This window comes from Rhodanobacter sp. TND4EL1 (assembly GCF_054061035.1).
Genome location: NZ_JBSSDT010000005.1, coordinates 69,069 through 94,099, shown reverse-complemented (window position 1 = coordinate 94,099; position 25,031 = coordinate 69,069). Strand labels below are relative to the sequence as shown.

Genomic DNA, 25,031 nt, shown 5'->3' with positions numbered 1-25,031 from the left:
TGGATATTGAGACAAGGGATAGCCAAAAAAGGGGAGGCGAATGGTGGTTTCAGACGATACGGGTTCCTTGAAAGTTGCTGTCGAAGGGGAAGCGTATTCTTTCCCGATGTGGCTGGTGGAACAGCTCAGGCCAGCGTTGATCGCGGACGTTGGCGAACCTCTGGGTGGTGCGTATCTGGCTTGGTGTCGAGCAGTCCAGTTGCTCGGATTGCCGGCGCACGTCTATTCCTTGGACACGGAGGGGGCCGGGCCGGCTTCTGCATCGGCCATCGCTGAGCATGAAATGCTGTATGCGACATTCTCGCATGCCATGCAGATGTCACTCGACCATGCACTGAGGATGTTTCCCGAGCGAGCAATCGACCTATTGATTCTGCCAGCTTCAAACCACAGCCCGTCGCAGCGCGACCTGCTGAACGCATGGTTGCCCAAATTGTCGTACTGCGCGGTCGTCATGATTCGTGGATTCTTGGATAGCGCTGTAGATCGCAATGCGTGGGATGAGATTTGTGACAGCTATCCGTTCGTCGCGGTCGATGGCGGTAGACATCGACTTTTGCTGGTTGGAAGCGATGCACCCCCGCGTATCCGCGATATCTTCGGCACACCGGGTCAGGCCAAAGCAATCGCCAGTAGCTTGCGCACATATGGCACCGGCAATGGCGAACGTGACCCGGATGACACTGCGTTCCAGATGGAGGCGGTGGCGATGCGTCTGTCTGCTCAGTCCAGCGAGATGGAGGACGACCGCCGCACGCTGGCCGAGAAAGATGAGTTGTTTCGGCAGGTTGAAGACTCCCGACGCTCGTATGAGCGGAAGATCGCGGCACTTACCCGCGCGCTGGAGAATGCGGAAATAGCCTCGCAGGCCACTGCGCAAAACCTGCGCGTTGCCAAGGCAAAGGCCGATGAATTATTGGGCTCGCATTCTTGGGCCATCACCGCGCCATTGCGCGGTATGACCACGGCGCTCCGCTATACGCGCGAGATGTTCAGAGGAGGTCTGCGAGCAGTGGTTTCAGCGCCTCGCCGCATCGTCGCGCGGGGTTGGCGACGAGCCATGGGGGACACAGTCAAGGCAATCGTCCATCCACGGGGTGCGCTGCGACGACTGCGCGGCGCTAATGCGCCGTTCGACCGGATTCCCCTCTATACACTGGCGCCACCGCCATTTGCGACGACGCGTCTGCGCCAGCGCGTGCTCATCATTGCCGAGATGAGCTTGGCTCAGTGTCTCAAGTATCGCGTGCTGCAGAAGCAGCAAATGATCCAAGACCTCGGCATCGATTGCAGTGTCGTGGCATGGCACGACGTGGCTTCTGCGCGTGACCTCCTCCAGACGCACACGATTGCCATCTTCTATCGCATTCCAGGGTTTGCGCCCCAGCTGGAAACTATCCGCATGGCGAAGGAGCTAGGCGTCAAGACTTTATGGGAAGTGGATGATCTTATTTTTGACGCCGACCTGTACAAGACCAATTCGAATATAAATGACCTGCATAAGCAGGTTCGTGAAGGCATTATGCGGGGAGTGCCTCTCTATCGCGAAGCCATGCTCGCGTGCGATGCCTGCATCGCCTCCACGGCCTCACTCGCCGACGTGATGCGCAAAGCTGGTGTGAAGACGGTGCATGTCATCGAAAACGCGCTCGATGATGAAACGATCTGGATTGCTGAAGAGATCAACGCTACGCCGAAAAAGCCCGACGGATTGATCCGCATAGGTTATGGATCAGGCTCGACTTCGCACGATGCGGACTTCCGCCAAGCCGCGCCTGCCATCCTGAATATATTGCGGGCACGCTACGACGTACGCCTTACCATTATCGGATGGCTCAACCTTCCGCCGGAATTCAAAGAAGTGGAGGCTCAGGTTGAGCGTCTGCCCTCTTCGGACTATGCGACATACATGAAGCGGCTCGCCCGGTGTCACGTAAACATTGCGCCGTTGGAGTCGAGTATTTTCAACGATGCGAAATCGAACATCAAATACCTTGAGGCGGCGATCCTCAAACTGCCTTCCGTGTGCTCTTCGACCGAGGAATTCAGTCGTACGATCGAAAATGGTAAGACCGGTTTCCTCGCTTCTACCACCGAAGAATGGGAGGCGTTGCTGATTCGCCTAATCGATGATGAGGGCCTGCGCTCTAGGATGGGCAAGGATGCGCACGATCACGTGGCCGCCCACTACACGCCGGACACTGTGGCACGCGAAAAGGTCGAGCCGATCCTTAAGTCCTTCCGCCATTTCAGTAAGGACAAGCTGCGCGTGCTCGGCGTCAACATCTTCTTCGAGCCGCGCAGCTTCGGCGGCGCAACTATCGTGGCCGAACAGGTGGCACGACGAATCAATGCGGGTACAAGCATCGACTACGGCATGCTGACCTCGTTACCGACGTCCGAGGTACATCCTTACAAAGTGGTGCGTTACCAGTCGTCCGCTGGGGAAGTGTTCGCGATGGGTCTTCCGTTTGAAGGTAACCCTGCGTTTGATTTTGACAATCCTTACCCTACTATCGCATTCCGCGAAATCCTGCGCGCTTGGGCGCCGGACGTGGTGCACTTACATTCCATCCAAGGCTTCGGCGTACAGTTGGCCGAGGTCTGCCAATCCGAGGGAATCCCATTTGTAGTTACGGCGCATGACGCATGGTGGATTTGCGCCCGCCAATTCATGATTACCAACGAAGGCAAATATTGCCACCAGCGAAAGGTCGATCTCAATGTCTGCGCGAAGTGCGTCGTCCATCCCGCGCTCAATCCGTATCGCCAGTTCCGTCTGCACGAAGTGCTCTCCCAAGCCGACCGCCTGATCGTGCCAAGTGAGTTCTTCCGTGGTCTTTACATCGACAATGGCTTCAATCCGGGGCGTACCGTAGTCAATAAGAACGGTGTCGTGCCGCCTCGTCGCGAAGCAGAGCGCACGCCCCCTAGCGGGAGGCCGTTGCGACTGGGTTTTGTCGGTGGGGAAGGCCCAGCCAAGGGCAGTGAGTTGATTAAGCAGGTTCTGCGTGAGATGCCCGAGCACACGAACTACGAATTGCTGGTGGTCGATGGTGCACTCAACCTTGGGCGTCGTGTGATCTTCGAGTCAACTTGGAGCGTCCCGGGTGCTCTGCATATCGTTCCGGCGTACACCCAGGAAACCATTGATGACTTCTTCAATGGTATCGACGTCCTGCTGTTTCCCACGCAGTGCAAGGAGAGCTTCGGACTGTCGGTGCGTGAAGCGATGATCAGGGATGTATGGGTGATAGCGACGGATGCGGGTGGCGCCGTAGAGGACATTGTGCCGGGCGAGAACGGTGACGTCGTGCCGCTTGACGACGATGGCGCCGGTTTCATGGCCGCACTTAAACGCCTTCTTGATAAGCCTGGTCGTCTCGACGGTTATCGAAACCGGCATGTCGATATGATCCGCGTGTTCGAAGAACAGGCGGCTGAACTCACGACACTCCTCGAAGACGTCGCGGATCGTCACCCAGTAAAGGACGACATGCGGAGCACGCACGGGCACCGTGAAGTCCGGAGGGTTTGACGCGCGCCCTTTTCGCTACAGAGAGGGACAGCCCGGCGTAGCAGTGATATTCCCCGCGTCATCTTGAAGAGCGATGCAAGCCATCTGCACCTTGTCGCCTATTCTTACCGTCCATACGCTAACGCCCTCGCCGCCGCGCGACACGATTTCCGCACCAACGTAGCGTTTTCCGTCGAGGGGGAAGTGGTGGTATGCGTTGTCCACCAGTGACGAGAGCTCGAATTGTACCGTCGTGATCTCACCGCTACGTGTCCATGCGCGCAGTTCGGCATTGCCAGGGTTGGAGCGGTTGTAGGTACCAAACATGATGTCTATGCCCGAGAGCTCCATCGGTCGCGCTGCTTGGGATGGATCGAGTGCGACCGGGACGACGGCATTGCGTCCAAGCGCCTGTGTGGGGGTCAGTGAGCTTTGAAACGCCGTTGTGTTGGGCTCCTGTGCCATGAAATAGCGCATGGCAACAGCTTGCGGTACAAAATAAGCCGCCAGGAGAGCGATGGCTCCCGCCGCGCCGATCGAGATGCGGTACGCAATGCTGGATCGGGGCGTGAAATCGCCGCCGAGCGCGAACATGATGGCGAGTGCGGGAATCATGAAGTAGCGGCCTTGGACGCCTTGGATGATCGCGGAGTCGCCTATCGTCCATTGCACCAGCATCGCCAGATAGGTCATCAGAACCGTGCCGATCGCGCAGACTATCAGCAGGCTGCATGCCAATGGCTGCTCTATGATGGCGTCGCGAGCGAATGAGAACACGGCTGCGATGAGGAGTAACAGCCCAAAGATCCGGTAGCTCCATATTGGCAGGGAGGTATCTAGCCAGCCCAGTGAGCCGATGAACGAACTGAAGTAGTAGCCGCGCACTCCCGAGTCTGCCAGCGTTGCGTAGAGGATCTTGAAGAACGCTTCTGGATGCTTGATGTAGGACGCAAGCTTTGCCATCTGATCGATGTGCCGCGGACCCGGTGGGTAGACCGTGGTCTTTATAGTGAACACAGTCCACCCAACGACGAAGACAGCCAGCATGATCGAGGCGAACAAGTGACGCCGGTCGCGCGTGAACCACCAAACAGCGAACGGCAGGAGGAGGAATGGCGCGGCATTTGCGCGTGAAGTGCAGACCAGACACAACGACACGAGGCATACCCAGACCACCCAGTCCCGAGCCTCGCGCCGGTGGATCGCGATGCGCATGAACGCAGCCAAGGCCAAGGCTGCAGTCGAAGTCGTTAACCCATCCAGCGAAGGGGCCGCAAACAGGAACACGTTCATCGGCAGTACGAGCACAGCGATGACTGCGGGCGGTGGTGGAAAAATGCGGCAGGCTAGTATCAGCAGGGACAGACAGGTGAGCAGGGTGAGCAGACGTGCCAGTCGGTACGACTTGTTCACTGAAAGACCGAGCGTTTTGCCGGCCATCAATCCGATGGCTTGGGGCGCATACAGCGCCGGGAAGTAGTAGGACGTGCCGACCGGTGTTACGAAAACGTTCTTACCCTTCCAGGCTACCTCTCCGGCATGAATGAGTTCGGCACCGGAAATTTTCTGGGAATTATGGCCAGGCAGCGCAGTGAAAGAATCCATGTATTCCGCCAAGCCGGCATCGATGTTGCCACCTGACGGTGAGCCGTTCTCGGAATGCAGCAACAGCTGGCCCTGCCCGAACATGTAGGCACGTTTGATGTGATCGAACTCATCGGGCGCGCTGAAGGGAGGCGCCAGCGACGCGGTGATAAATGAAGCGAGAAATGCGATCAAAAGGAGAGCTGGCCAAAAGCGCGGGGCGGGTTGAGTCTTTAGCGTGGTTATTGTCATGCTGACCTCACGGCTACGATGATGCCGGCCATAATGAGGGCAACCCCAACGAAGTACTGGGGCTGGAAGCGCTCGCCAAAAATGAAATGGCTACCGATGGGTACGATGATGAAAGCCAGGGCCATCAGAGGATAGACCTTGCCGAGGTCCGCCTTCTGCAGCACCCAGATCCAGGCGATGGTCATGACGCCGTATAGAGCGAACGAGGAGAAGAGCAGGACCAGCGTCGATGGATCGAAGAAGCTGCCCGTTTTCTGAAGTGATGTGGCACTCAGCTTGAACAGGATTTGGCCGCAGGCGATGCCGACCACGCAGATGAGTGCGATGAAGTAGGTCACGATTCGTTTGCCTTCATTAGAGCCGATCGCCCAAGTTTTGAATGTACGGCTCGTCTGGGGGTGGAGCTGACGTCGTAGCCGATGAAAGCCAGGATCAGCTGAACGCCGAGAAGAACAGGCATGGCTGCGAGCATGACGGTACCGCTTGAGGCGATCGTTCCAGTGCTCGTACTGCTTATCCAATGAACTGCGCCATAGAACAGTCCAAATAGTACGGAAAGAATGCCGATCGGAAGTTCAAACGAGGCAAGCGACATGTCGCGCAGGTAGTAGTTGTAAAAAATACGCTTTAAGAAATTGCGCATGTTCTTCACAAAGAATTCGCCGATAACTTTCGAAATTTTCAGGTTGCTCACCTCATCCCCGTACTTCGCGTGCATCGGAACATCCACCGCCACGGCGCGCAGGGTATTAAGGCGAAACAACATATCGGTCTCAAAAAAATAGCGCCGGCTGATTTTGTCGAAGGGTAAATGGCGCGCAACATCGCGGTGAATGGCAGTGTAGCCATTGGTTGGATCAAAGAGATCCCAATAGCCGGACGATATCTTCGTCAGAAACGAAAGCCCGGCATTGCCAAACACGCGCATCTTTGGCATGGCATGGATTTGTTCCAGGTCAAAAAAGCGATTGCCCTTTGTGTAATCGGCTTCACCCAGCAGGATCGGGGCGACGAAGTCAGAAATCAGGGCGGGGTCCATCTGCCCATCGCCATCTATTTTCACGATGATCTCAATGCCCTCGGCTATGGCGGCCCGGTAGCCGCTCATCACTGCACCACCGACTCCCTGGTTCTGCTCATGGTGCACGATGACCACGCGCGAATCAGTACAGTTGGCCGCAACGAATTCGCCGCTCTTCTCGGGACAGCAGTCATCGACGACATAGATCCGACCGACTTCCGGCCCTATCGACGCAATGACTTCCAAGATATGGTTGCGAACCTTGTAGCTTGGTATTACGACCCCAATACGTTTGGCCATAGTATTCTTCTCTTTATGTGTTACTTGCCAAGTAGATGAGGAGTACGAGGTGGGTTGTTCGATATCTCCTCTTGACTGCCTATCGAACTCTTCACGCGTTATACGTAGCTGTTTAATAGCAAAGTAACCGTTAAATTGCGCACCTCGTTGCGGAATTGCTGAGGGCCGCACTCAACCACGAACGCATTGGTCAGGAGGCCCTAGTGGGGGCGGTTATGCTCCTCCACTTCGTGCCATGTCACGGTCGGCCCTTATGTGGCGCTGTCGTTTGGACGAAGGTCGCCAACAATCGGCTTGCGGGATTCTGCTGACTTTGTTGACTTATTCTCGAACCGAAGTTTAAGTAAGGCATCGCGCATCCAATGCGATGATGGTGTCTCGACGTATGTATAAATCAGTGCGGCGAAGCTCACGGCAACGATGGGGCGAAGGACAAAAAAGACGACCTTCGCTGTGCTGGCCGCCATCGGGATATGCTCCACTAACTTTACGGTTACCTCGAACGCATAGAGGTGCACCAGATACAGAGAGTAGGAAATTCCGCCAAGCCATACGCTCCAGGCGGGAACCTTAATCTCCCCTAGCTTGGCAAACAGTACAATGCCGAAAAAAATAATAGCCAACGGTAACCCCCAGCCTCCCGGTCCATGAAAATTAGCCAACCCCAGCCGGTCCCAGTTGATGACAATCCCTGCGAGCAAGGCGATCATGACTCCATAGATGAGTCCGCGGCTTTTGATACGCACACGTGACACGTACAGCCAAGCCGCAAGCATGCCAAAGAGGAAGTCCCATATGATTGGGTTGATTGCGAGATTGGCGTATCGCCACCAAGCAACAGTCGGTTGAGATGATACGCCTAGGGTGAAGTCTCCCCGCATCACAGGTATGAGCACAAGTGTGATAGCAAACCATGTTGCCATCGCTAAGTATCTTCGCTTGCCGAACAACATTGATGAAGCGAACACTAAGTAGAAGTAGAACTCAAAGCAAAGCGTCCATGCGACGCTCACAGCCATGAGGAAATAGAGTGGCGACTTCTCAGGGTCATGTGGAATGAACAGGAGTCCTTCCAAGAACGGCATCATCGTGCTTAGATCGCGAAAACCACGTAGTCCGTGGTGCTCGAGAGCTACAACCGCGACACTGACAACTGCATAGACCGGCCAGATTCTGGCTATGCGCTTCGCCATGAACCTCCATGCGTAGCCCTTGGTGCCATCGAAGTTTTGCGTGGTGAGAACCATGAGAAAGCCACTGATCAGAAAGAACAGGTCAACGCCCATGGCCATCGGATACATAACGTAGTAGGCGACAGCTTTTCCTGCATCAGTGTCTTGCAAAATGAAACGGCTGTGCACGATCACGACCATGAGCGCCGCAATGCCACGCAGCGCTTGTATCCATTCCAACTTATTTTCGTCTGACTTCAATTGCGAGCCTCTGTAGAAGGGAACTGTGCGGTGAAGCACGATGCTTAGCTACGCACTCTAACGGAACTTAAATCGGCCGATATCGTACATGCCGGTTCGCACCTTCTGGAGAGGAGCGTGGGCAAGGTCGAAACGCCGGGCGTCACCCTATGCCATGCGCACCGAAAAGCGACGAACGAAATGGGCGCGCGGTTAAGGGTATGTCGGCGCGTACTGTTGACCCCAAGTCTGCGCCGGACTTGCCTGAAGCCAGAGCATTGTTGCTCGACGCGCCACAAAACCCATGGTGAGGCGAGGAAGAATAAGAATGGCTGGCTCAGCCTAGCACCTGCTCCAACTCGGGAATCAGCTTGAACAGATCCCCCACCAGCCCGAAATCGGCAATTTCGAAGATCGGCGCCTCGCCATCCTTGTTGATCGCCACGATAGTACCGGCGTCCTTGATGCCGGTGAGATGCTGGATGGCACCAGAGATACCGATCGCCATGTACAACTCGGGAGCGATGATCTTGCCGGTCTGGCCGACCTGCAGGTCGCTGGGTACGTAGCCAGCGTCGACGGCGGCCCGCGAGGCGCCCACGGCGGCGCCGATTTTGTCGGCGAATTTGAAGATGATGTCGAAGTTCTCCTTCGATCCGACCCCGCGGCCGCCGGAGACGACCTTGCTGGCGCTCTGCAGGTCGGGGCGGTCGCTGCTGCCTTGCCTCAATTCGACGAAGCGGGTGTGAGTGGGCAGGTTGGCGTCAATGGTCAGCGCTTCGACTTGGGCGGTAGCGCCGCCGGTGGCCGCAGCGGGCCAAGATGCGGAGCGGATCGTGGCGACCACCGCGTGAGTGGGCTCGGCTTCGACTGTGATGATCGCGTTGCCGGCGTAGATCGGGCGCTTGAAGGTATGTGCGGCTTCGATGCTCATGACGTCGCTGACTTGGGCCACACCGAGTAGAGCGGCGACGCGTGGGGCGATGTCCTTGCCGAACGTCGTGGAGGGCAAGAATACATGGCTGTAGCCGGCGGCGGCCTTGGCGATCTGCGGTGCGAGGACGGCGGCCAGCGGGTGTGCGTTCTCGGACCTGGTCACGGTGAGTACGCGGCTCACGCCGTCGATCTTCGCGGCTTCGGCGGCAATCGCGTCGGCACGGTCGGCGAGTACCAGGACGTCGATGGCTTCGCCTTTTACCGCGATGGCGGCGCTTACCGCGCGTGCGGTGGAAGAGTTGAGTTTGCCGCCGAGGTGTTCGGCTATGACCAGGATTTTGCTCATGTGCGTCTCCAAAGCTTTTGGTAGGAGCCCACCCTGTGGGCGATCCTCTGGCTGAGAAAGGAGCATCGCCCACAGGGTGGGCTCCTACAGGAAATGGGGGTTACAGCAGGCCTTTCTGCTTCAGTGCCGCGACCAGTTCGGCGGCATCCTTGACCATCACACCCTTGCTGCGCTTGGCTGGTGCAGCGTAGTGAGTGGTCTTCAGATGCTCGTGTGCCTCCACGCCCAGTGAGTCCAACTCGATCACGTCGATCGGCTTGGACTTGGCCTTCATGATGTCTGGCAACTTGATGAAACGTGGCTCGTTCAGGCGCAGGTCGGTGGTGATTACCGCCGGTAGTTCAGTCTCGATCACTTCCAAGCCGGCATCGACTTCGCGGGTGACGGTAGCCTTGCCATCAGCAACTTCGACCTTGCTGGCGAAGGTGGCCTGTGGGCGATCCCACAGAGCGGCGAGCATCTGCCCGGTTTGATTGGCATCGTCGTCGATCGCCTGCTTGCCGAGAATCACAAGGCCCGGCTGCTCCTTCTCGATCAGCTTCAGGAAGACGCGGGCGGCGGTAAGCGGCTGCACGGTGTCCGTGGTGACCACGTGGATGGCGCGATTCGCGCCCATCGCCAAGCCGTTTCGCAGATGTGCGGTGAGATCGGCCGGGCCTATGCCGACCACGATTACCTCATCGGCGACTCCCTTCTCACGCAGACGCAGCGCCTCTTCCAGCGCGATATCGTCGAACGGGTTGGCAGAGAGCTTCACGCCGTCAGTGACCACACCGCTGCCATCGGGCTTGACCTGGATGCGTACGTTGTAATCAACGACGCGTTTGTAGCCGACCAGAATTTTCATCTGCGATTTCCTTACCTCGTGGACCGCCCCTGCTGGGGACGCGGGAACCCACATTCTAACCGGCATCAAACATTCGTACGAAACTGGCGGCTTGCGGCTTCACAACGCGCTGTTCATCCACTGCGTCGGGCGTATGGATATGGCCCGTGGGCGCTGTCGGCAAGTCCCAGCACGTGGGCTGCACTCGCTGTGGCAAATCCACTGCCGCGCGCGGCTAGCCAGAATATCCGTTCGATGGCGTGCGCCAGCGTACCGTCGGTTTGACTCGATTCAACCTCGAATTCTTCCACCTCGAGATGCGCATCCAGCAGTGAGCGCAGCGCCGCTGGGCGGAGCCAGAACATGCTGCCGGCAATGAACCTGTTATCGCACTCCGGCTGCGAGAGCGGGATGCCAAGGCGTCGGGCAAGGTAGTCCACATTGTCTCGATTGGCGCCCCAATAATGATTTTGTAGCTGCAGGTGCCCTTCGGCGTGCACCAAACCCAAGCTCGCATCATCTTGGAACGCTGCGACGATGCGGCTGGCGCGTGCTGGCGCCAGAAGCTTGTCGAGCAGTTCGCGACGCCATGTTTCGCCGTCTTGGCGGTGGGTGGAGCGCTTGCCGTGCAACTTCAGCACGGTCGTGACGCCTTCGTCGAGCAGGCGGTTGGCGACGTGCAGGAATGGCAGGATGTCCCGTCCGCGGTTTTCGAACACCTCGATCTCGGCGTTCAAGCCCAGTTGCCGTACTCGCTCGCGCACCGCTTGTTCGCGCTCATTTGCTGTGGTGATCACCACACGCCAGCACACGTCGCTTTCGCGCAGCGCGGTAATCAGCTCGTCAAGCAGTTCGGGATACCAGATGTGGATCACCGCACACGGTCGCGTGTCCGCCTCTGGTTCGGGCCGTAGCGCGGCGCAGGTGGCCTCGAGCCAAGCGTGGCCGAGCCGTCTGTCCGGTTCCAGTACGGCACCTTCGGCCCATTCGTTCCAGGCGTTGACGAAGACCAGCGGCTCTTGCGGAAAGCGGTGACGCGCGACGCTCACGGCGTGACGCAGCCAGTCCCGGTAGCCGCGTGGCGAGGCGTGCAAGAACACCCGGCCGCGTCCACTACGCCGCGGTTCGTTGTCCCACCCGGGGTTGACTCCGGGGTAGCGCGGATAAGCTGGGTCGGTCTGCGTCATCGCCTGCCGTGCCAGTTCGCGCCAATCGTGCACGTCGCCCGCATAGCCCGGATTGAGCAGGCGTTGGCGCGCCGTGATCGGCTCGAGAGTGGTGTTGTTCGGCGGGAACTCGATGGCCGCGTCGAAGCTGATCGTGCGCGGGTCGACGCGATCAAAGCTTTGCACGTAGGCGAGATGGATCTCACCAATCCCGTTGCTGCGGCACCAGGCGCGCCAGCGTTCGGCGGTCGCCTTCGCGTCCGGCAGCAGGCCAGGACGATAGATCAGTAACAGCGGTTTGCCTTCGACGCGCAGATAGCGTGGATCGGCTAGATAGCGCGCGACGTGGGCGATGAAGGCCAGATCGTCTTCGTTACTGTGTTGCTGACCAATCAAGATGTCGTCAGCGTGACCATCCCATCGGCGCGACCAGTTTTCGTTGGCCCAGCACAGGCACAGCGGCAGCTCGAGCATGGGGTCGACGAGCCATTGCTGCAGCGGCTGCTCCAGGAGGGTCTTGCCGGCGAACCAATAGAAGTAGCTGCAGAACGCGCCGATGCCGTACTCCCGCGCCAGCGTCATCTGCCGGCGCATCGTGTCGGGCTGGCGCAGGTCGTAGAAGCCCAGTTCGCCCGGTAAACGAGGTTGCGCGTGCCCTTCGAATTGCGGCAGTGCGCGAGCCACATTGTGCCATTCGGTAAAGCCCTCGCCCCACCATGTGTTGTTCTCCGGGATTGGGTGGAACTGTGGCAGGTAGAACGCGATCACGGTGGCAGGCAGCGGCGTGGGCAGGGGGGCGTGGCGGCGGGCGACGAAGCCGATGGCACGGCCAGCTGCCTGGTTGCGTGGTCGATGTTCGATTCGCAAGGCATCGGCCAGTTTACCCCGAGGCCCGCGCGGGACGAGAGCGGCATGCCGATCAAGGAAGCGCTGGCGCAACCGGTCGCGCGTGGCTTCCGGCATCGGACACAGCCGGAAGCCCGCGCGCAGGACATTGAACAGGCAACGTTTGAGGAGGATGCGAATGGCCATGGCGGTTTTCAGTGGCGAGCTCGCAGCATCGGCGGTGGCGCGCGCATGGTCAATCCAGTACTCGCTGCAAGGTCGCCGTCGCAGCGGCCGCGGAGAAATGTTGCTGCACGTTGTCGAGGCTGCGCGCGGAAAGCTGCTGCCAAAGTGCTGCGTCTTCCTGCAGTCGGCGCACGGCGTCGACGATGGTGATGGCATCGTCCGCCACCAAAACATTCTCACCGTCAACGAGCTGCATGCCCTCCACCGCGATCGTGGTGGCAATGACGGGCACCCCGTGGCTCATCGACATGTTGATCTTGCCTTTCACACCTGCACCGAAGCGCAACGGTGCGAGCGTGGCGAGACAGTCATCCAGCCACGGTGCAAGCTCGCCCACGCGGCCGTGGAATTCCAGCCCCGGACTGGCCAGTTCCTGGCGTGCCACCTGCGGCATGTCGCCGATGATGTGCATGCGCAGATCGGGCATGGACTCGCGCAGTTTTGGCAGGATCTCGCTGGCGATCCAGCGGATGGCGTCGCTGTTCGGAGGGTGGCTATAGCCGCCGATGAAAACAAGGTCGTGTCGTCCTTGATGGGGGTGTAAACAGCCGTGCACCTTGTGGATGTTGGAGAGCAGCTCCACCCGTGCGCCTGGTAACAGTTGCCCCATCAAGGCCTGCTCATGCGGACTGACCACAAAGGTTGCGTCGCTTTGTTCGATCAGGGCAAGTTCGCTTTGCCGCGAGGCGGCGGCCTGCCTCGCCAGGCTCGCGCTGCCGGTCAATTCAGCGGCGCGCTGTTCACGCAGGAAATGCAGGTCCACCGTATCGAACAGCAATTTCGCTTGGGGTGCATGGCGACGTACCAGCTTGGCGTACTGACCTGCCACGGTGTGGCGACAAAGGATCACCGCGTGCAGCTCAGGGCCTTGTTCGGCCAACCAGTGCGGCAGATCGGTTATCCAAGGCTTGCTCAGTACTTCGCAGCCGATCTGGCCCAATGCGGCGACCTCGGCAGTGATGGCGCGACCGTCGTCGGGAAGAAAGCTGGTGTGCCAGTTTTCTTCCTCCAGGATTCGCAGGATGGAATACAGCCGCAGCGAGCCGGAGTCACGTGCCGGCTCGGGTGTCATCGCATCCACCACCAAGATCCGTCCGCGGCGTCTCCAGTGAATGGCGCGTTGCAGTGGCGTACCGGCGGGAGGTTGATTTGCCAGTGCTGAGGCCCATTTTTTTGCAAAAATTGCCTGATTGGGTAGCTGGTGGCGCTTCATGCCACGGTCGAGATCGTTGCCTGCGCTGATGCCTTCGCAATGGATCACCGTGCTGGCCGGCTCGAAATACACGCGCAATCCGAAGTCGCGCACCGCGAAGGCAAGGTCACAGTCTTCATAATAGGCAGGCGCATAGCGGGCATCGAAGGCGCCCACCCGCCGAAAGATTTCCCTGCGGATCAACAATGCAGCACCTGAGACGTAATCGACTTCGCGCCGGTATTGGAACGCTGGCGTGTCGCGAGGCTCGAAACGGCCGGTGTTCCAGCAACTGCCGTCCGCGAACACCAGTGCGCCGGCTTCCTGCAGGCGTCCATCCGGGTACACCAGCTTGCTGCCCGCAATGCCGCAGTCGGCGTGGTCGACGAAACAGCGCAGCAGCGCATCGAGCCAGCCCGGCGTGACCTGGGTGTCGTTGTTGAGGAACAACAGGAATTCACCGCGAGCCGCAGCGGCGCCGGCGTTGCAACTGTCGACGAAGCCGAGGTTGCTGGCGTTGCGCAGCAGGCGTAGGCCGCCGACTTGGGCGAGTGTCGCGGCGCTGTCATCCGGCGAGGCGTCGTCCACCACGATCACCTCGAATGCTGCCTCCGCGCCATATCGTTGAAGCGAGCGCAAGCAGGCGAGCGTATACGCCAGCTTGCCGTGGACCGGGATAATTATCGAAACCTGCGGTTGTTCGCTGACGGTTAATGTGAATGGCGCAAACGGTGCGTCCAGCGGCAGCAGGTCCAGCGCGTCATCGAGTACGGGGCGCGACTGGAACTCCTGCCGCACGCGCGCCAGCGTGCCACGCCAGCCGCGCAGCGCGATGCTGCCACGGGTGCGTTGCCACAGATAGCCGAGGCGTTTCAGGCGCCATTGCAGGTTGCCGGTCAGCGGACTGCCCTCGGTCGTTCAAAGATTCTGGTAATTCGGCCCGGAGCCACCTTCCGGCGTGACCCAGGTGATGATTTCGTACGGGTCCTTGATGTCGCAGGTCTTGCAGTGCACGCAATTGGCTGCGTTGATCTGCAGGCGCTTTCCGTGCGGGGCGCTGGTATCGGCCACCATCTCGTAGACCGCGGCCGGACAGAAGCGGGTGCAGGGGTTGTCATATTCCTCGACGCACTTGGTGGCGCAAATGTCCGTATCTGCGACGTGCAGATGGATCGGCTGATCCTCGTCGTGCTCGGTGGCAGCGAAGTAGACGCCGGCCAGGCGATCGCGCGGGGGCAGGGTGCGCTGGACGTAGTCGCGCTTGGGTTCTTCCTGGGCGCCAAGTTTGTGCAACGAGGACCAGTCGGCCTTGTTCGTCAGCGTCCACGGCGACAAGCCGACGGTGACGGTTTCCCAGGCGGCGTTGAGCATGCCGAACCATAGCCCTTTCTTGAACGCGGGCTTGATGTTGCGAACCTTCTTCAGTTCGGCCATCACGTCCGAACCGCGCAGTTTCGCGTCGAAGCCGGCCGCGTTCAGATCGTTGGCGATCAGGTGTTCGGCGGCGAGCATGCCGCTCTTGATGGCTTGATGGGTGCCTTTCACCTTGGGCACGTTGAGCAGACCGGCGGTATCGCCGATCAGCAGCGCACCGGGCATGTCGCATTGCGGCAGCGACTGATAGCCGCCGGTGACGATGGCGCGCGCGCCCGCCGAGAGGATGCTGCCATCCTCCAGAAGCGGCTTCACCATGGGATGGTTTTTCCACTGTTGGAATGCCTCCCACGGCTGGTATTCCGGATCGCTGTAGTCGAGCCCGCTTATATAGCCGAGCGCGATGCGGTCCTTGTCCAGGTGGTACATGAAGCTGCCGCCATAGGTATGCGTGTCGGCCGGCCAGCCGAAGCTGTGCACGATCTTGCCCGGAATGACCCGGCCGGGCGGCAGCTGCCACAGCTCCTTGATGCCGATCGAGTAGCCCTGCGGGTCGCTGTTCCTGTCCAGCTTGAAGCGCTTGATCAGCTGCTTGGTCAGGCTGCCGCGTGCGCCTTCGGCGAGCACGGTGACCCTGGCCTTGATGTCGATGCCTTCGGTATAGCCGGGCTTGTGCGTGCCATCTTTCGCCACGCCCATGTCGCCGATGCGCACGCCGGCGACCGAGCCGTCCTCGTTGTAGATATTGTCGGCGGCGGCGAAGCCGGGGAACACATCCACACCCAGGGCTTCGGCCTGCGGCGCCAGCCAGGCGCACATGGCGCCCAGCGACACGATGAAATTGCCGTGGTTCTGCATGCCCGGCGGCACCGGCAGCTTGCGACCGCCGTCCTTGTTCAGCAGCCAGAATTCGTCTTCACCAGCGGGCACGCAGATGGGCGGCGGGTTGTCACGCCAGCCCGGCAGCAGCGCGTCCAGCGGCTGCGGCTCGATCACCGCGCCGGACAGGATCTGCGCACCGATGGTCGAGGCCTTCTCGATCACGCAGACGTTCACTTCTGGCTTCAGCTGCTTGAGGCGGATCGCGAACGACAGCCCGGCCGGACCGGCGCCGACGACGACGACGTCGTATTCCATGGTTTCGCGTTCGCTCATGGCGGACTCCCTGGTGCAAGATGGAAGCGCAGGCAGCTGCCGTGCGTCGGGGTATGGTCAAGGCCTCTATTGTCCGGGTTCGGATGCCGCGCGGCAACGCGTGTTGCGCCACCACTTGCATTCACTTCACCCGGGACGGCGATAATCGGGACAATGATCCAGGGAGTTTCCATGAATTCGATGCCACCCATCGCCGATCTCGACTTGCGTCGTGCCTCGCTCTGCCAGCTCCTGCACTGGCTGGCCACCGGACGCGTTCAGCCCGGCGTACTGGCCGACGTTTACCAGCAGGCGATCGAGCGACTGGATCCGAAGCTGCATGCGTATGTCGACCAGCGCTCCGGTCTGTTGCAGGATCAGGCTGAAATGGCCGACCGGCGCAGGCGCGATGGCGTGATCGGTCGACTCGACGGCATTCCGCTTGCGGTGAAGGACAACTTCGACATCGCCGGCTGGCCTACCCGGGTCGGTCTGCCGGGCCGCAGCAAGCCGGTGCAGGAGGACGCGCATGTGGTGGCGCGCTTGCGCGCTTCCGGGGCCTTGCTGGTGGGCAAGACGAACCTGGACGAAGGCGCGCTCGGCGCGACCACCGACAACCCGCACTTCGGCGCCACGCACAATCCGCATCGGCACGGTTACACCGCAGGCGGTTCCTCCGGTGGTGCGGCGGCTGCGGTTGCCGCCGGTTTGGCGGTCGCTGCGGTAGGTTCGGACAGCCTGGGCTCCATCCGTATTCCGGCCAGTTACTGCGGCGTGTACGCGTTGAAGCCGACGCACGGCGAAATATCCGCCCGCGGCCTGGTGCCGGCGGCACGTCGGCTGGACGCCGTCGGGCTGCTCGCGCGCAGCGCGGACGATCTCACCGTGATGCTGCAGGTGCTTGCCGGCTACGACGCCGATGATGCCCGCTCGCGTCGTCGCCGGGTCGCCTTCGCGTTGCCGGACTGGGAGCCAGGCAATCTGCGCGCGGGCCTGCTGCCGGATCTTGCCGCCGTGGGCGTGCAGCCGGAGGTGATCGAGGTCTTCGAAGCGGCCCTGGCGAAACTGCCTCATGCGCTCGGCGATCGCCGCACGGTGGATTTCTCCGATTGGGATTTCGCGCGCACGCGTCGCGCCGGCCTGCTGTTGATGGAGGCGGAGATGCTTGGCACTTTCGCCGCCGATCTGGCGAACGAGGAACATGCCGTGTCGGAACGCTTCCGTCGCATGCTGGGTTACGCGGCGGGCAAGAGCGCGGCGGAGTACGCCGTCGCTGACCGGGTGCTGGATGCGGCAACGCTGAAGATGCGTCGGCTGTTTTCGCAAGTCGACGTGCTCGTGTTGCCGACCACGCCGCAGGGCGCGTTCCCGCTGGATGGCCCGGTGCCCGATTCGCAGGCTGACCTGACCAGCTTCGCCAGCCTCGCGGGTTGTCCGGCGGTGAGCCTGCCGATGGGTACGCTGCCGAACGGCATGCCGGTCGGCTTGCAACTGGTCGGTGCGCGTGGGTCGGATTTGCGCTTGCTGGAGCTGGCGAGCGTATGTGCGGCGACACTGGACGCCGATCCGGTCTACCCGGTGATTGCCTGAGTGTGAAGCAATCCGCGTGGTGGATGCGCTGCCAGCCATGGCTTTGCTCTTCATTTCCAGTTTCTCCTGAGCGGTTGATGGCATGACAGCTTTTCCCCGGCGAGCCCCCTCCCATCTCGACGAGCTCGAGGCCGAAAGCATCCATATCCTGCGCGAGGTGCAGGCGGGCTTTCGGCACCCGGTGATGCTGTACTCGATTGGCAAGGACTCCTCGGTACTGTTGCATCTGCTGCGCAAGGCGTTTTATCCGGGCCGTCCACCGATGCCGCTGCTGCACGTCGACACGACGTGGAAATTTCGCGAGATGATCGCCTTCCGTAACCAGTTGGTGGCCAGCGGCGAGATCGATCTGCTGGTGCACATCAACCAGGAAGGCGTGCGCCAGGGCATCTCGCCGCTGACCCATGGCGCCACCGTGCATACCGACGTGATGAAGACCCAGGCGCTGAAGCAGGCGCTGGACCAGCACGGCTTCGACGCGGCGATCGGCGGCGCGCGACGCGACGAGGAAAAGTCGCGCGCCAAGGAGCGCGTGTTTTCGTTCCGCAATGCGCAGCATCGCTGGGACCCGCGCAATCAGCGGCCGGAGTTCTGGCATACCTTCAACACGCACATCCGCAAGGGCGAGAGCGTGCGGGTGTTCCCGCTGTCGAACTGGACCGAGATGGACGTCTGGCGTTACATCGAGCGTGAAGGCATCGAAGTCGTGCCGCTGTATTTCGCCAAACCCCGCCCCGTGGTCGAACGCGATGGCGCGTTGATCATGGTCGACGATGATCGCTTCGTGCTGCGCGAGGGCGAATCCGTGCAGATGCGCGAGGTGCGCTTCCGCACGCTCGGCTGCTATCCGCTGACCGGTGCGGTGGAATCTTCCGCCGATACGCTGGCCAAGATCATCGAGGAGATGGCGCTTTCGCGCAGTTCGGAGCGGCAAGGTCGGGTGATCGACCAGGATCCGTCGGCTTCGATGGAGCGCAAGAAACAGGAAGGCTACTTCTGATGACCGAGCCAAGCGCGCCGGGACTGCTCCGCTTCATCACCTGCGGCAGTGTGGACGACGGCAAGAGCAGCCTGCTCGGTCGACTGTTGTACGACGCCGGCATGTTGCCCGACGATCAGCTGGCCGCGCTCGAAAGGGATAGCCGCCGTCAGCATGGCGCCGCCAGCGACATGCTCGATTTCGCCCTGCTCACCGATGGTCTGGACGCCGAGCGCGAGCAGGGCATCACCATCGACGTGGCGTATCGCTACTTCCACACCGCGCGGCGCAGTTTCATCGTGGCCGACTGCCCTGGCCACGAGCAGTACACCCGCAACATGGCCACCGGTGCATCCAACGCGGAACTGGCGGTGGTGCTGGTTGACGCGCGCAAAGGCGTGCTCACGCAGACCCGCCGGCACACCTACATATGTGCCTTGCTGGGGATCCGCCAGTTGGTGCTGGCGGTGAACAAGATGGATCTGGTCGACTTCGACCAGGCCACCTTCGAGGCGATTGCCGCATCCTACAAGGAGTTGGCGCGCGATCTCGGCATCGATCGGGTGGAATGCCTGCCGGTGGTGGCGCCGAGCGGCGACAACGTGGGCGCGCGCTCGTCGCGGATGCCCTGGTATGCCGGTGGCAGCCTGCTCGAACTGCTGGAGTCGGTCGATGCCGCGCCGTTCCGCGCCGCCGATTTCCGCATGCCGGTGCAATGGGTCAATCGACCGGACCACGGCTTTCGCGGCTACGCCGGCACGATCTGCGGCGGCCACCTGGCCTGTGGGGACGAGATCGTGGTGCAACCCGGCGCGCAACTTGCGCGGGTAACCCGCATCGTCACCGCCGACGGCGACCTTGCCCAGGCCGGCGAAGGACAGGCGGTGACGTTGTGCCTGGATCGCGAGATCGACATCAGTCGCGGCGACGTGATTGCCGATGCGTTGCATCCTGCGCAGGTAGCCGACCAGTTCGCCTGCCACCTGCTGTGGGTGGGCGACGCGCCATTGCTGCCCAATCGCAGCTACTGGCTGAAGCTGGGTACCCGCACAGTCAGTGCGCGGGTGATGTCGATCAGGCACAAGGTGGACGTCAACACCCAGGCCAAGCTTGCCGCTCGCCAGCTGGTGCTGAATGAAGTAGGCAGCTGCACGCTGGGGCTCGACGAGGAAATCGCCTTCGAAGCCTACGCCGACAACCGCACGCTGGGCGGTTTCATCCTGATCGACCGCCAGAGCAACGCGACCGTCGCCTGCGGCATGCTGGACTTTGCGCTGAGCCGTTCGTCCAACGTGCATTGGCAGCAAGTCGACATCGACAAACAGGTGCGGGCCTCGATCAAGGGCCAGCAACCGTTGTGCCTGTGGTTCACCGGCCTGTCCGGCGCGGGCAAGTCGACCATCGCGAACCTGGTGGAGCGCCGATTGCATGCGCTGGGCTGCCACACCTACTTGCTCGACGGTGACAACGTTCGCCACGGCATCAACAAGGATCTGGGCTTCACCCCCGAGGACCGTGTCGAGAACATTCGTCGCATCGCTGAAGTGGCACATCTGATGGTGGATGCCGGACTGATCGTGCTGGTGAGTGCGATTTCGCCGTATCGCGGCGAGCGACGCTCTGCACGCGAGATGTTCGAGCCGGGCGAGTTCGTTGAAGTATTCGTGGATGCCTCGCTGGAGGAATGCGAGCGACGTGACTCCAAGGGTCTCTATCGCAAGGCGCGATCCGGCGCGATCCGCAACTTCACCGGCATCGATGCGCCTTACGAAAGACCCGAAGCGGCGGAGGTGCACTTGCTGGCTGATGGCCAGCGCGCCGAAGCGATGGCCGAACAGGTGATTGCGGGATTGCCCGGCTTGGCTTGAGCCACCGCGGTCACGCATGGCTTGGATTGCCCGGTGTCGACGGGGATAATGCCCAATCCCCTCCCTCGCAAGGCAGCGCCACGATGACCGAGAAGACCGTACTCAATGCCACCCATCGAGCGCTTGGCGCGCGCATGGTCGACTTTGGTGGCTGGGACATGCCGATCAACTACGGCTCGCAGATTGAAGAACACCACGCGGTACGGCGGGACGCGGGCATGTTCGACGTCTCGCACATGACGGTGGTCGACCTGCAAGGTGCGGGCACCCGCGAATTCCTTCGCCATCTGCTCGCCAACAACATCGACAAGTTGAAGGTGCACGGCAAGGCGTTGTACTCCTGCATGCTCGACGAAAGAGGTGGAGTGATCGACGACCTCATCGTCTATTACCTGGGCGACGAGTTCTACCGGCTGGTGGTCAACGCGGGAACCCGCGCCAAGGATCTCGCCTGGATCGAGCATCAGGCGAAGGCTTTCGACGTGGCGGTCAAGGAGCGCCCCGAGTTCGCGATGATCGCGGTGCAGGGTCCGGCCGCGCGCGCCAAGGTGCTGGGTTTGCTGCACGAGGTGGACCGGGCGCGCATCGAGAAGCTGGGCAAGTTTGCCGCCGCGGCCGGACAGGGGCCACATGGCATGCCGCTGTTCGTGGCGCGCACCGGTTACACCGGCGAGGACGGCTTTGAAATCATCGTTCCGGAAGAGCATGCCGTCGCCTTGTGGGAAGCATTGCTCGCTGCAGGCGTGACACCGGCTGGTCTCGGCGCGCGCGACACCTTGCGGCTGGAAGCCGGCATGAACCTGTATGGCCAGGACATGGATGAAACGGTCACGCCGTGGGAAGCCAATCTTGGCTGGACTGTCGCGCTGGACGAAGGGCGTGACTTCATCGGTCGTGCTGCGCTGGAGCAGCAGAAAGCCACGGGCGTGCCGCGAGTCATGGTGGGACTGGTGCTGGACGACAAGGGCGTACTGCGACACGGCCAGAAAGTGCTGACCGCGAACGGCGAGGGTGAAATCCTCTCCGGCAGCTTCGCGCCGACCCTCAACAAGGCGGTGGCATTCGCGCGCATTCCGGCCGGTGCGCCGGGCGACGTGCGTGTCGATATCCGCGGTCGCGAGGTGCCAGTGCGCCTGCTGAAGTACCCGTTTGTGCGAGATGGCAAACCCTGCGAAGGGGTTTGAGCCGACATCTTCCCGGCGTGGCCGCCGGCACATTTTTCCCCCGAGGCGGATGTGGCTAGAATCACCGCCTGCAACCCAACCCAATGAGTGGACCACGATCATGAGCGAGATTCCCGGCGATCTGAAATTTCTCAAGTCCCACGAGTGGGCCCGCGTCGAAGACGATGGTCTGGTTCGGGTGGGCATCTCCGACCATGCGCAGGGTCAGCTCGGCGACCTGGTCTACGTGGAGCTGCCCGAAATCGGCGCAGCGGTGAAGGCCGGTACCGGCGTCGCGGTGATCGAGTCGGTGAAAGCCGCCTCGGACATCTACTCGCCGGTCTCCGGCGAGATCGTCGAAGTCAACGAGCTGCTCAACGACAAGCCGGAAACCATCAATGAGGATGCGTTCGGCGAGGGCTGGCTGTTCCTGGTGCGCCCGAGTGATCGGGCCGAACTCGACGAGTTGCTGGATGCCAATGGCTACGAGGAAGTGATTGAGAACGAAGACCACTAAGTCTCCGGGTATCGAACGTCCCCTGCCGGCCGCCTAGCGCGGCCGGCAATTTTTTGCCCGCACTTCCGGGAAATGGAGAGGCTCGACCCGGTGCGCGCGACAGCGTTTTTCAAGGCCGCCCGGTTTGCGCGCCGGGGCGCGATTCGCCCATCGCATCACCTCGGCATCGCGCTGAAGGGTCCGTCCATCATCGGCTGAAAAATTTTTCAGCGAGAGCATGCTGACGAGAAACGGACGTCGATCCGCCTGTCTGAAAACGCTGCCTCGAGCGATGACATCAGGGATGATCGAGCTCTGCTCGTTGGCTCGACGCATCGGCGCGGGGAGGGTCGCAAAGGTCGTCAGCTCGAACTCGAGGCATTCTTGCGGCTCGCTGGCGAAATGAATTCAGTAGCCTTCTGTTCATCTGCCACGGAAGGGTTTTCCATTGCCGGTCATCTCGTTTGGCAGTACGTCTTCGCACAATCGTGATCGCTGGAAATTATTTTCAGAAATGGTCGAAATCGTTGTTACGCAAGGGTTTAGGGGCATTTGGCGTTTTTTGCAGAAAAATCATATGGACGTATGGACGTCTTTTTGATTAAAGCATGGAAGTCTCGCAGGCCGCGCTGTGTCGGGGTTTCCGTCCCGTCGACTGGGCCGGGGTCGGGGAATTTGATGATTGAAATCAATTGACACCAGAAATCTTCAGGGATAGCTTTCGCAGCAGATCACGGGGAATGCGTTTTATGGCGACAACAAAATTCATCAAGCCGTATGTCGAACACGGTGAAAAGGCCAATGCAGTACGCAAGATCACTGTCTCGATTCCGCTGCATGTATTGCGGCGGCTTTCTGATTTGCGCACCCACCGTCAAGTGAACAATCTTCGGCACGCTACCAACAGTGACGTGTTGGTCGAGGCGTTCCTGCACGCTTTTACTGGGCAACCACTGCCAACTGATGAGGAGCTGAGACGAACCATGGCCACTGCCAAGAAATCCGCTGCAAAGAAACCGGCCGCCAAGAAGGCCGCCGCCAAGAAACCTGCCGTGAAGAAGGTTGCTGCCAAGAAGGCCGCTACCAAGAAGCCGGTAGCTAAGAAGCCGGTAGCGAAGAAATCCGCTGCCAAGAAAGTGGCGACCAAGAAGGTCGCTGCGAAGAAGGTTGCGAAGAAGGCTGTCGCCAAGAAGCCGGCGGCGAAGAAGGTTGCTGCCAAGAAGCCGGCCGCTGCCAAGAAAGCCTCTGTGAAGAAAGTAGCGAAAAAGGCTGCGCCGAAGAAGGCTGCCGCCAAGAAAGCTGCACCGGCCAAGGTGGTGAAGGCCACCAAGACCGCGAAAGCCAAAGCGAAGAAGTAAGCGAGTCCGCGGTACCCAACAATAAGACAAGCTGTCGACTTATCTCCCCGCGGTGCCCAGCGCGGGGAGTGCACTTCGAAAGATTCGTCCCGGCCTGGCCGGGACGCTTCGTTTCAGGGACGCGAAAACGCGTCCGCAAGCCGCCTGCCGCAAATTGCCCGCCGCCGGGCGCCCGCTGGCCGGGACGTTGCTGCCCGACTTGTCGCGCCGGTGGACCAAGCCCGAATCGGTCTCCATTTGCCGTGCTGTGCCATTGGAGTTACCTTCTGCACATCCGCGCCGCGGTGAATCCGGGGGATTCGCCGCTCCTGGGTGTACAGGGGGAAAAAGCGCGGGTATCTGTCGACACTCAGTGAGAGACCATGGATACCCGATACATACTCGAAACGCGCCGTCATGCGCGCGGGGCCGTTCGGCCCACAATCATTGCCATCATCGTCATCATCGCGCTGCTTGCGGTGGGCGCATGGTTTCTTATCATCAAGCCGCACCAGGAACTGGTCATGGCCGACGCGGGCGGGCATCCGTCCACCCCGGTTTCGACCGCGACCCGGGCAGCTCCGCCGCCGGCCAACGTGGCCGCGATGGATCTCAACCAATTGCTTGCCGAAGCCCGCACGGCCATGAACGAGCAACGCTACCTGGCGCCTACCGGCAACAACGCGTTCGAGTTCTACCTGCGGGTGCTGGAGAAGGATCCGGGTAACAAGGTGGCTTCGGATGCCTTGCGCGAGACCTTCCCGTTCGCCGCGAATTCTGCGGAGCAGGCGATCAACTCGCGTGACTTCACCGAAGCTCAGCGTCAGATCGATCTGCTGGCCAAGGCGGATCCTGCCAACTTCACGTTGACCATCCTGCGTTCCAAGCTGGATGCGCAGAGGAAGACGTTGGACAAGCAGCAGCAACAGGCTCTCGACCAGGAGAAGGCAGCGCAGCTTGCGGCGCAGAAGTCCGCTGCAGACAAGGCTGCCGCCGAGCAACTGGCCGAACAGCAAAAGGCACTGGCGGCGGAACAGCACAAGGCGCAGCAGGCACGTGCGGCGCAGCAATCCGATCAGCAGGCCTCGGCAGCGCAGGCGGACAGCTCGACAGGTGCGGCAGCCGCGGGTGCGGACAAGTCCGTGGCCGGTGGCCCGACGACCGCGGCGGTTCTGGTGAAGAGTGCACCTGCTCGTTACCCGACGGCGGCGATGCGGACGCGCCAGGAAGGCTGGGTGGTGGTCGGTTTTACCGTGGATAGCGAAGGCAAGACCACGGACGTGAAGGTCATCGACTCGCAGCCGCGCCATGTGTTTGATCGCTCCGCGATCGATGCCGTGGAGCGTTACCGGTTCACGCCGGCGATGAAGAACGGCGAGGCGGTTTCCAGCGTCAAGCAGCAGAGGATTGAGTTCAAGCTCTGATCATCGGGTCACTGTTGAACGGGCGGCGCATGTTCTGCATGCG

17 protein-coding genes are annotated in these 25,031 nt (G+C 60.8%); 8 read left to right on the top strand and 9 right to left on the bottom strand.

Annotated features, from left to right (window positions below; genetic code table 11):
* Positions 1-40: 40 nt before the first annotated feature.
* Complete coding sequence (locus ACVWWQ_RS15720) at positions 41-3,538, top strand: glycosyltransferase (RefSeq protein WP_133951445.1); 3,498 nt, start codon at positions 41-43, stop codon at positions 3,536-3,538.
* 15 nt (positions 3,539-3,553) lie between these two features.
* Here ACVWWQ_RS15720 and ACVWWQ_RS15715 read toward each other — a convergent pair whose 3' ends face one another.
* The 9 genes from ACVWWQ_RS15715 to ACVWWQ_RS15675 form a co-directional block, all read right to left on the bottom strand.
* The gene (locus ACVWWQ_RS15715; RefSeq protein ID WP_133951443.1) at positions 3,554-5,353 is read right to left on the bottom strand and encodes a DUF2142 domain-containing protein; all 1,800 of its coding nucleotides are present in this window, start codon (positions 5,351-5,353) and stop codon (positions 3,554-3,556) included.
* Positions 5,350-5,691: a DMT family transporter gene (locus tag ACVWWQ_RS15710; protein ID WP_133951440.1), complete on the bottom strand. Its 342-nt coding sequence runs from the start codon at positions 5,689-5,691 to the stop codon at positions 5,350-5,352. The genes ACVWWQ_RS15715 and ACVWWQ_RS15710 overlap by 4 nt, the downstream gene beginning before the upstream one ends.
* Positions 5,688-6,674, bottom strand: coding sequence for a glycosyltransferase family 2 protein (locus ACVWWQ_RS15705; RefSeq protein WP_133951438.1), 987 nt, complete (start codon positions 6,672-6,674; stop codon positions 5,688-5,690). Before ACVWWQ_RS15705 ends, ACVWWQ_RS15710 begins: the two co-directional genes overlap by 4 nt.
* Positions 6,675-6,925: 251 nt before the next feature.
* On the bottom strand, positions 6,926-8,107 hold the full coding sequence (locus ACVWWQ_RS15700; RefSeq protein ID WP_166669773.1) for an acyltransferase family protein: 1,182 nt from the start codon (positions 8,105-8,107) through the stop codon (positions 6,926-6,928).
* Positions 8,108-8,423: 316 nt separating this feature from the next.
* Positions 8,424-9,368 (bottom strand): FAD-binding protein, encoded by a 945-nt coding sequence (locus ACVWWQ_RS15695; RefSeq protein ID WP_133951434.1) that lies wholly within the window; start codon positions 9,366-9,368, stop codon positions 8,424-8,426.
* A gap of 100 nt (positions 9,369-9,468) precedes the next feature.
* Positions 9,469-10,215, bottom strand: coding sequence for an electron transfer flavoprotein subunit beta/FixA family protein (locus tag ACVWWQ_RS15690; protein WP_133951432.1), 747 nt, complete (start codon positions 10,213-10,215; stop codon positions 9,469-9,471).
* A gap of 113 nt (positions 10,216-10,328) precedes the next feature.
* On the bottom strand, positions 10,329-12,392 hold the full coding sequence (locus ACVWWQ_RS15685) for a glycoside hydrolase family 99-like domain-containing protein (protein ID WP_133951430.1): 2,064 nt from the start codon (positions 12,390-12,392) through the stop codon (positions 10,329-10,331).
* A gap of 49 nt (positions 12,393-12,441) precedes the next feature.
* Positions 12,442-14,421: a glycosyltransferase gene (locus tag ACVWWQ_RS15680; RefSeq protein ID WP_457383464.1), complete on the bottom strand. Its 1,980-nt coding sequence runs from the start codon at positions 14,419-14,421 to the stop codon at positions 12,442-12,444.
* A gap of 120 nt (positions 14,422-14,541) precedes the next feature.
* Entirely contained in the window at positions 14,542-16,152 is a 1,611-nt protein-coding gene (locus ACVWWQ_RS15675; protein WP_133951427.1) for an electron transfer flavoprotein-ubiquinone oxidoreductase, read from the bottom strand.
* A 171-nt stretch (positions 16,153-16,323) separates the two neighbouring features.
* Between ACVWWQ_RS15675 and ACVWWQ_RS15670 the strand changes: the two genes are divergently transcribed.
* From ACVWWQ_RS15670 to ACVWWQ_RS15640, 7 genes are all read left to right on the top strand, one after another.
* A complete protein-coding gene (locus ACVWWQ_RS15670; protein ID WP_133951425.1) occupies positions 16,324-17,721 on the top strand; it encodes an amidase in 1,398 nt (465 codons plus the stop codon).
* An 82-nt stretch (positions 17,722-17,803) separates the two neighbouring features.
* A complete protein-coding gene (cysD, locus tag ACVWWQ_RS15665; protein WP_133951424.1) occupies positions 17,804-18,721 on the top strand; it encodes a sulfate adenylyltransferase subunit CysD in 918 nt (305 codons plus the stop codon).
* The gene (cysC, locus tag ACVWWQ_RS15660) at positions 18,721-20,568 is read left to right on the top strand and encodes an adenylyl-sulfate kinase (protein ID WP_133951422.1); all 1,848 of its coding nucleotides are present in this window, start codon (positions 18,721-18,723) and stop codon (positions 20,566-20,568) included. Before cysD ends, cysC begins: the two co-directional genes overlap by 1 nt.
* A gap of 83 nt (positions 20,569-20,651) precedes the next feature.
* A complete protein-coding gene (gcvT, locus tag ACVWWQ_RS15655; RefSeq protein WP_099653928.1) occupies positions 20,652-21,752 on the top strand; it encodes a glycine cleavage system aminomethyltransferase GcvT in 1,101 nt (366 codons plus the stop codon).
* Between the two features lie 100 nt (positions 21,753-21,852).
* Entirely contained in the window at positions 21,853-22,248 is a 396-nt protein-coding gene (gcvH, locus tag ACVWWQ_RS15650) for a glycine cleavage system protein GcvH (protein ID WP_099653929.1), read from the top strand.
* A 728-nt stretch (positions 22,249-22,976) separates the two neighbouring features.
* On the top strand, positions 22,977-23,585 hold the full coding sequence (metJ, locus tag ACVWWQ_RS15645) for a met regulon transcriptional regulator MetJ (protein WP_133951420.1): 609 nt from the start codon (positions 22,977-22,979) through the stop codon (positions 23,583-23,585).
* Between the two features lie 362 nt (positions 23,586-23,947).
* Positions 23,948-24,988: an energy transducer TonB gene (locus ACVWWQ_RS15640; RefSeq protein WP_133951418.1), complete on the top strand. Its 1,041-nt coding sequence runs from the start codon at positions 23,948-23,950 to the stop codon at positions 24,986-24,988.
* Positions 24,989-25,031: the final 43 nt, after the last annotated feature.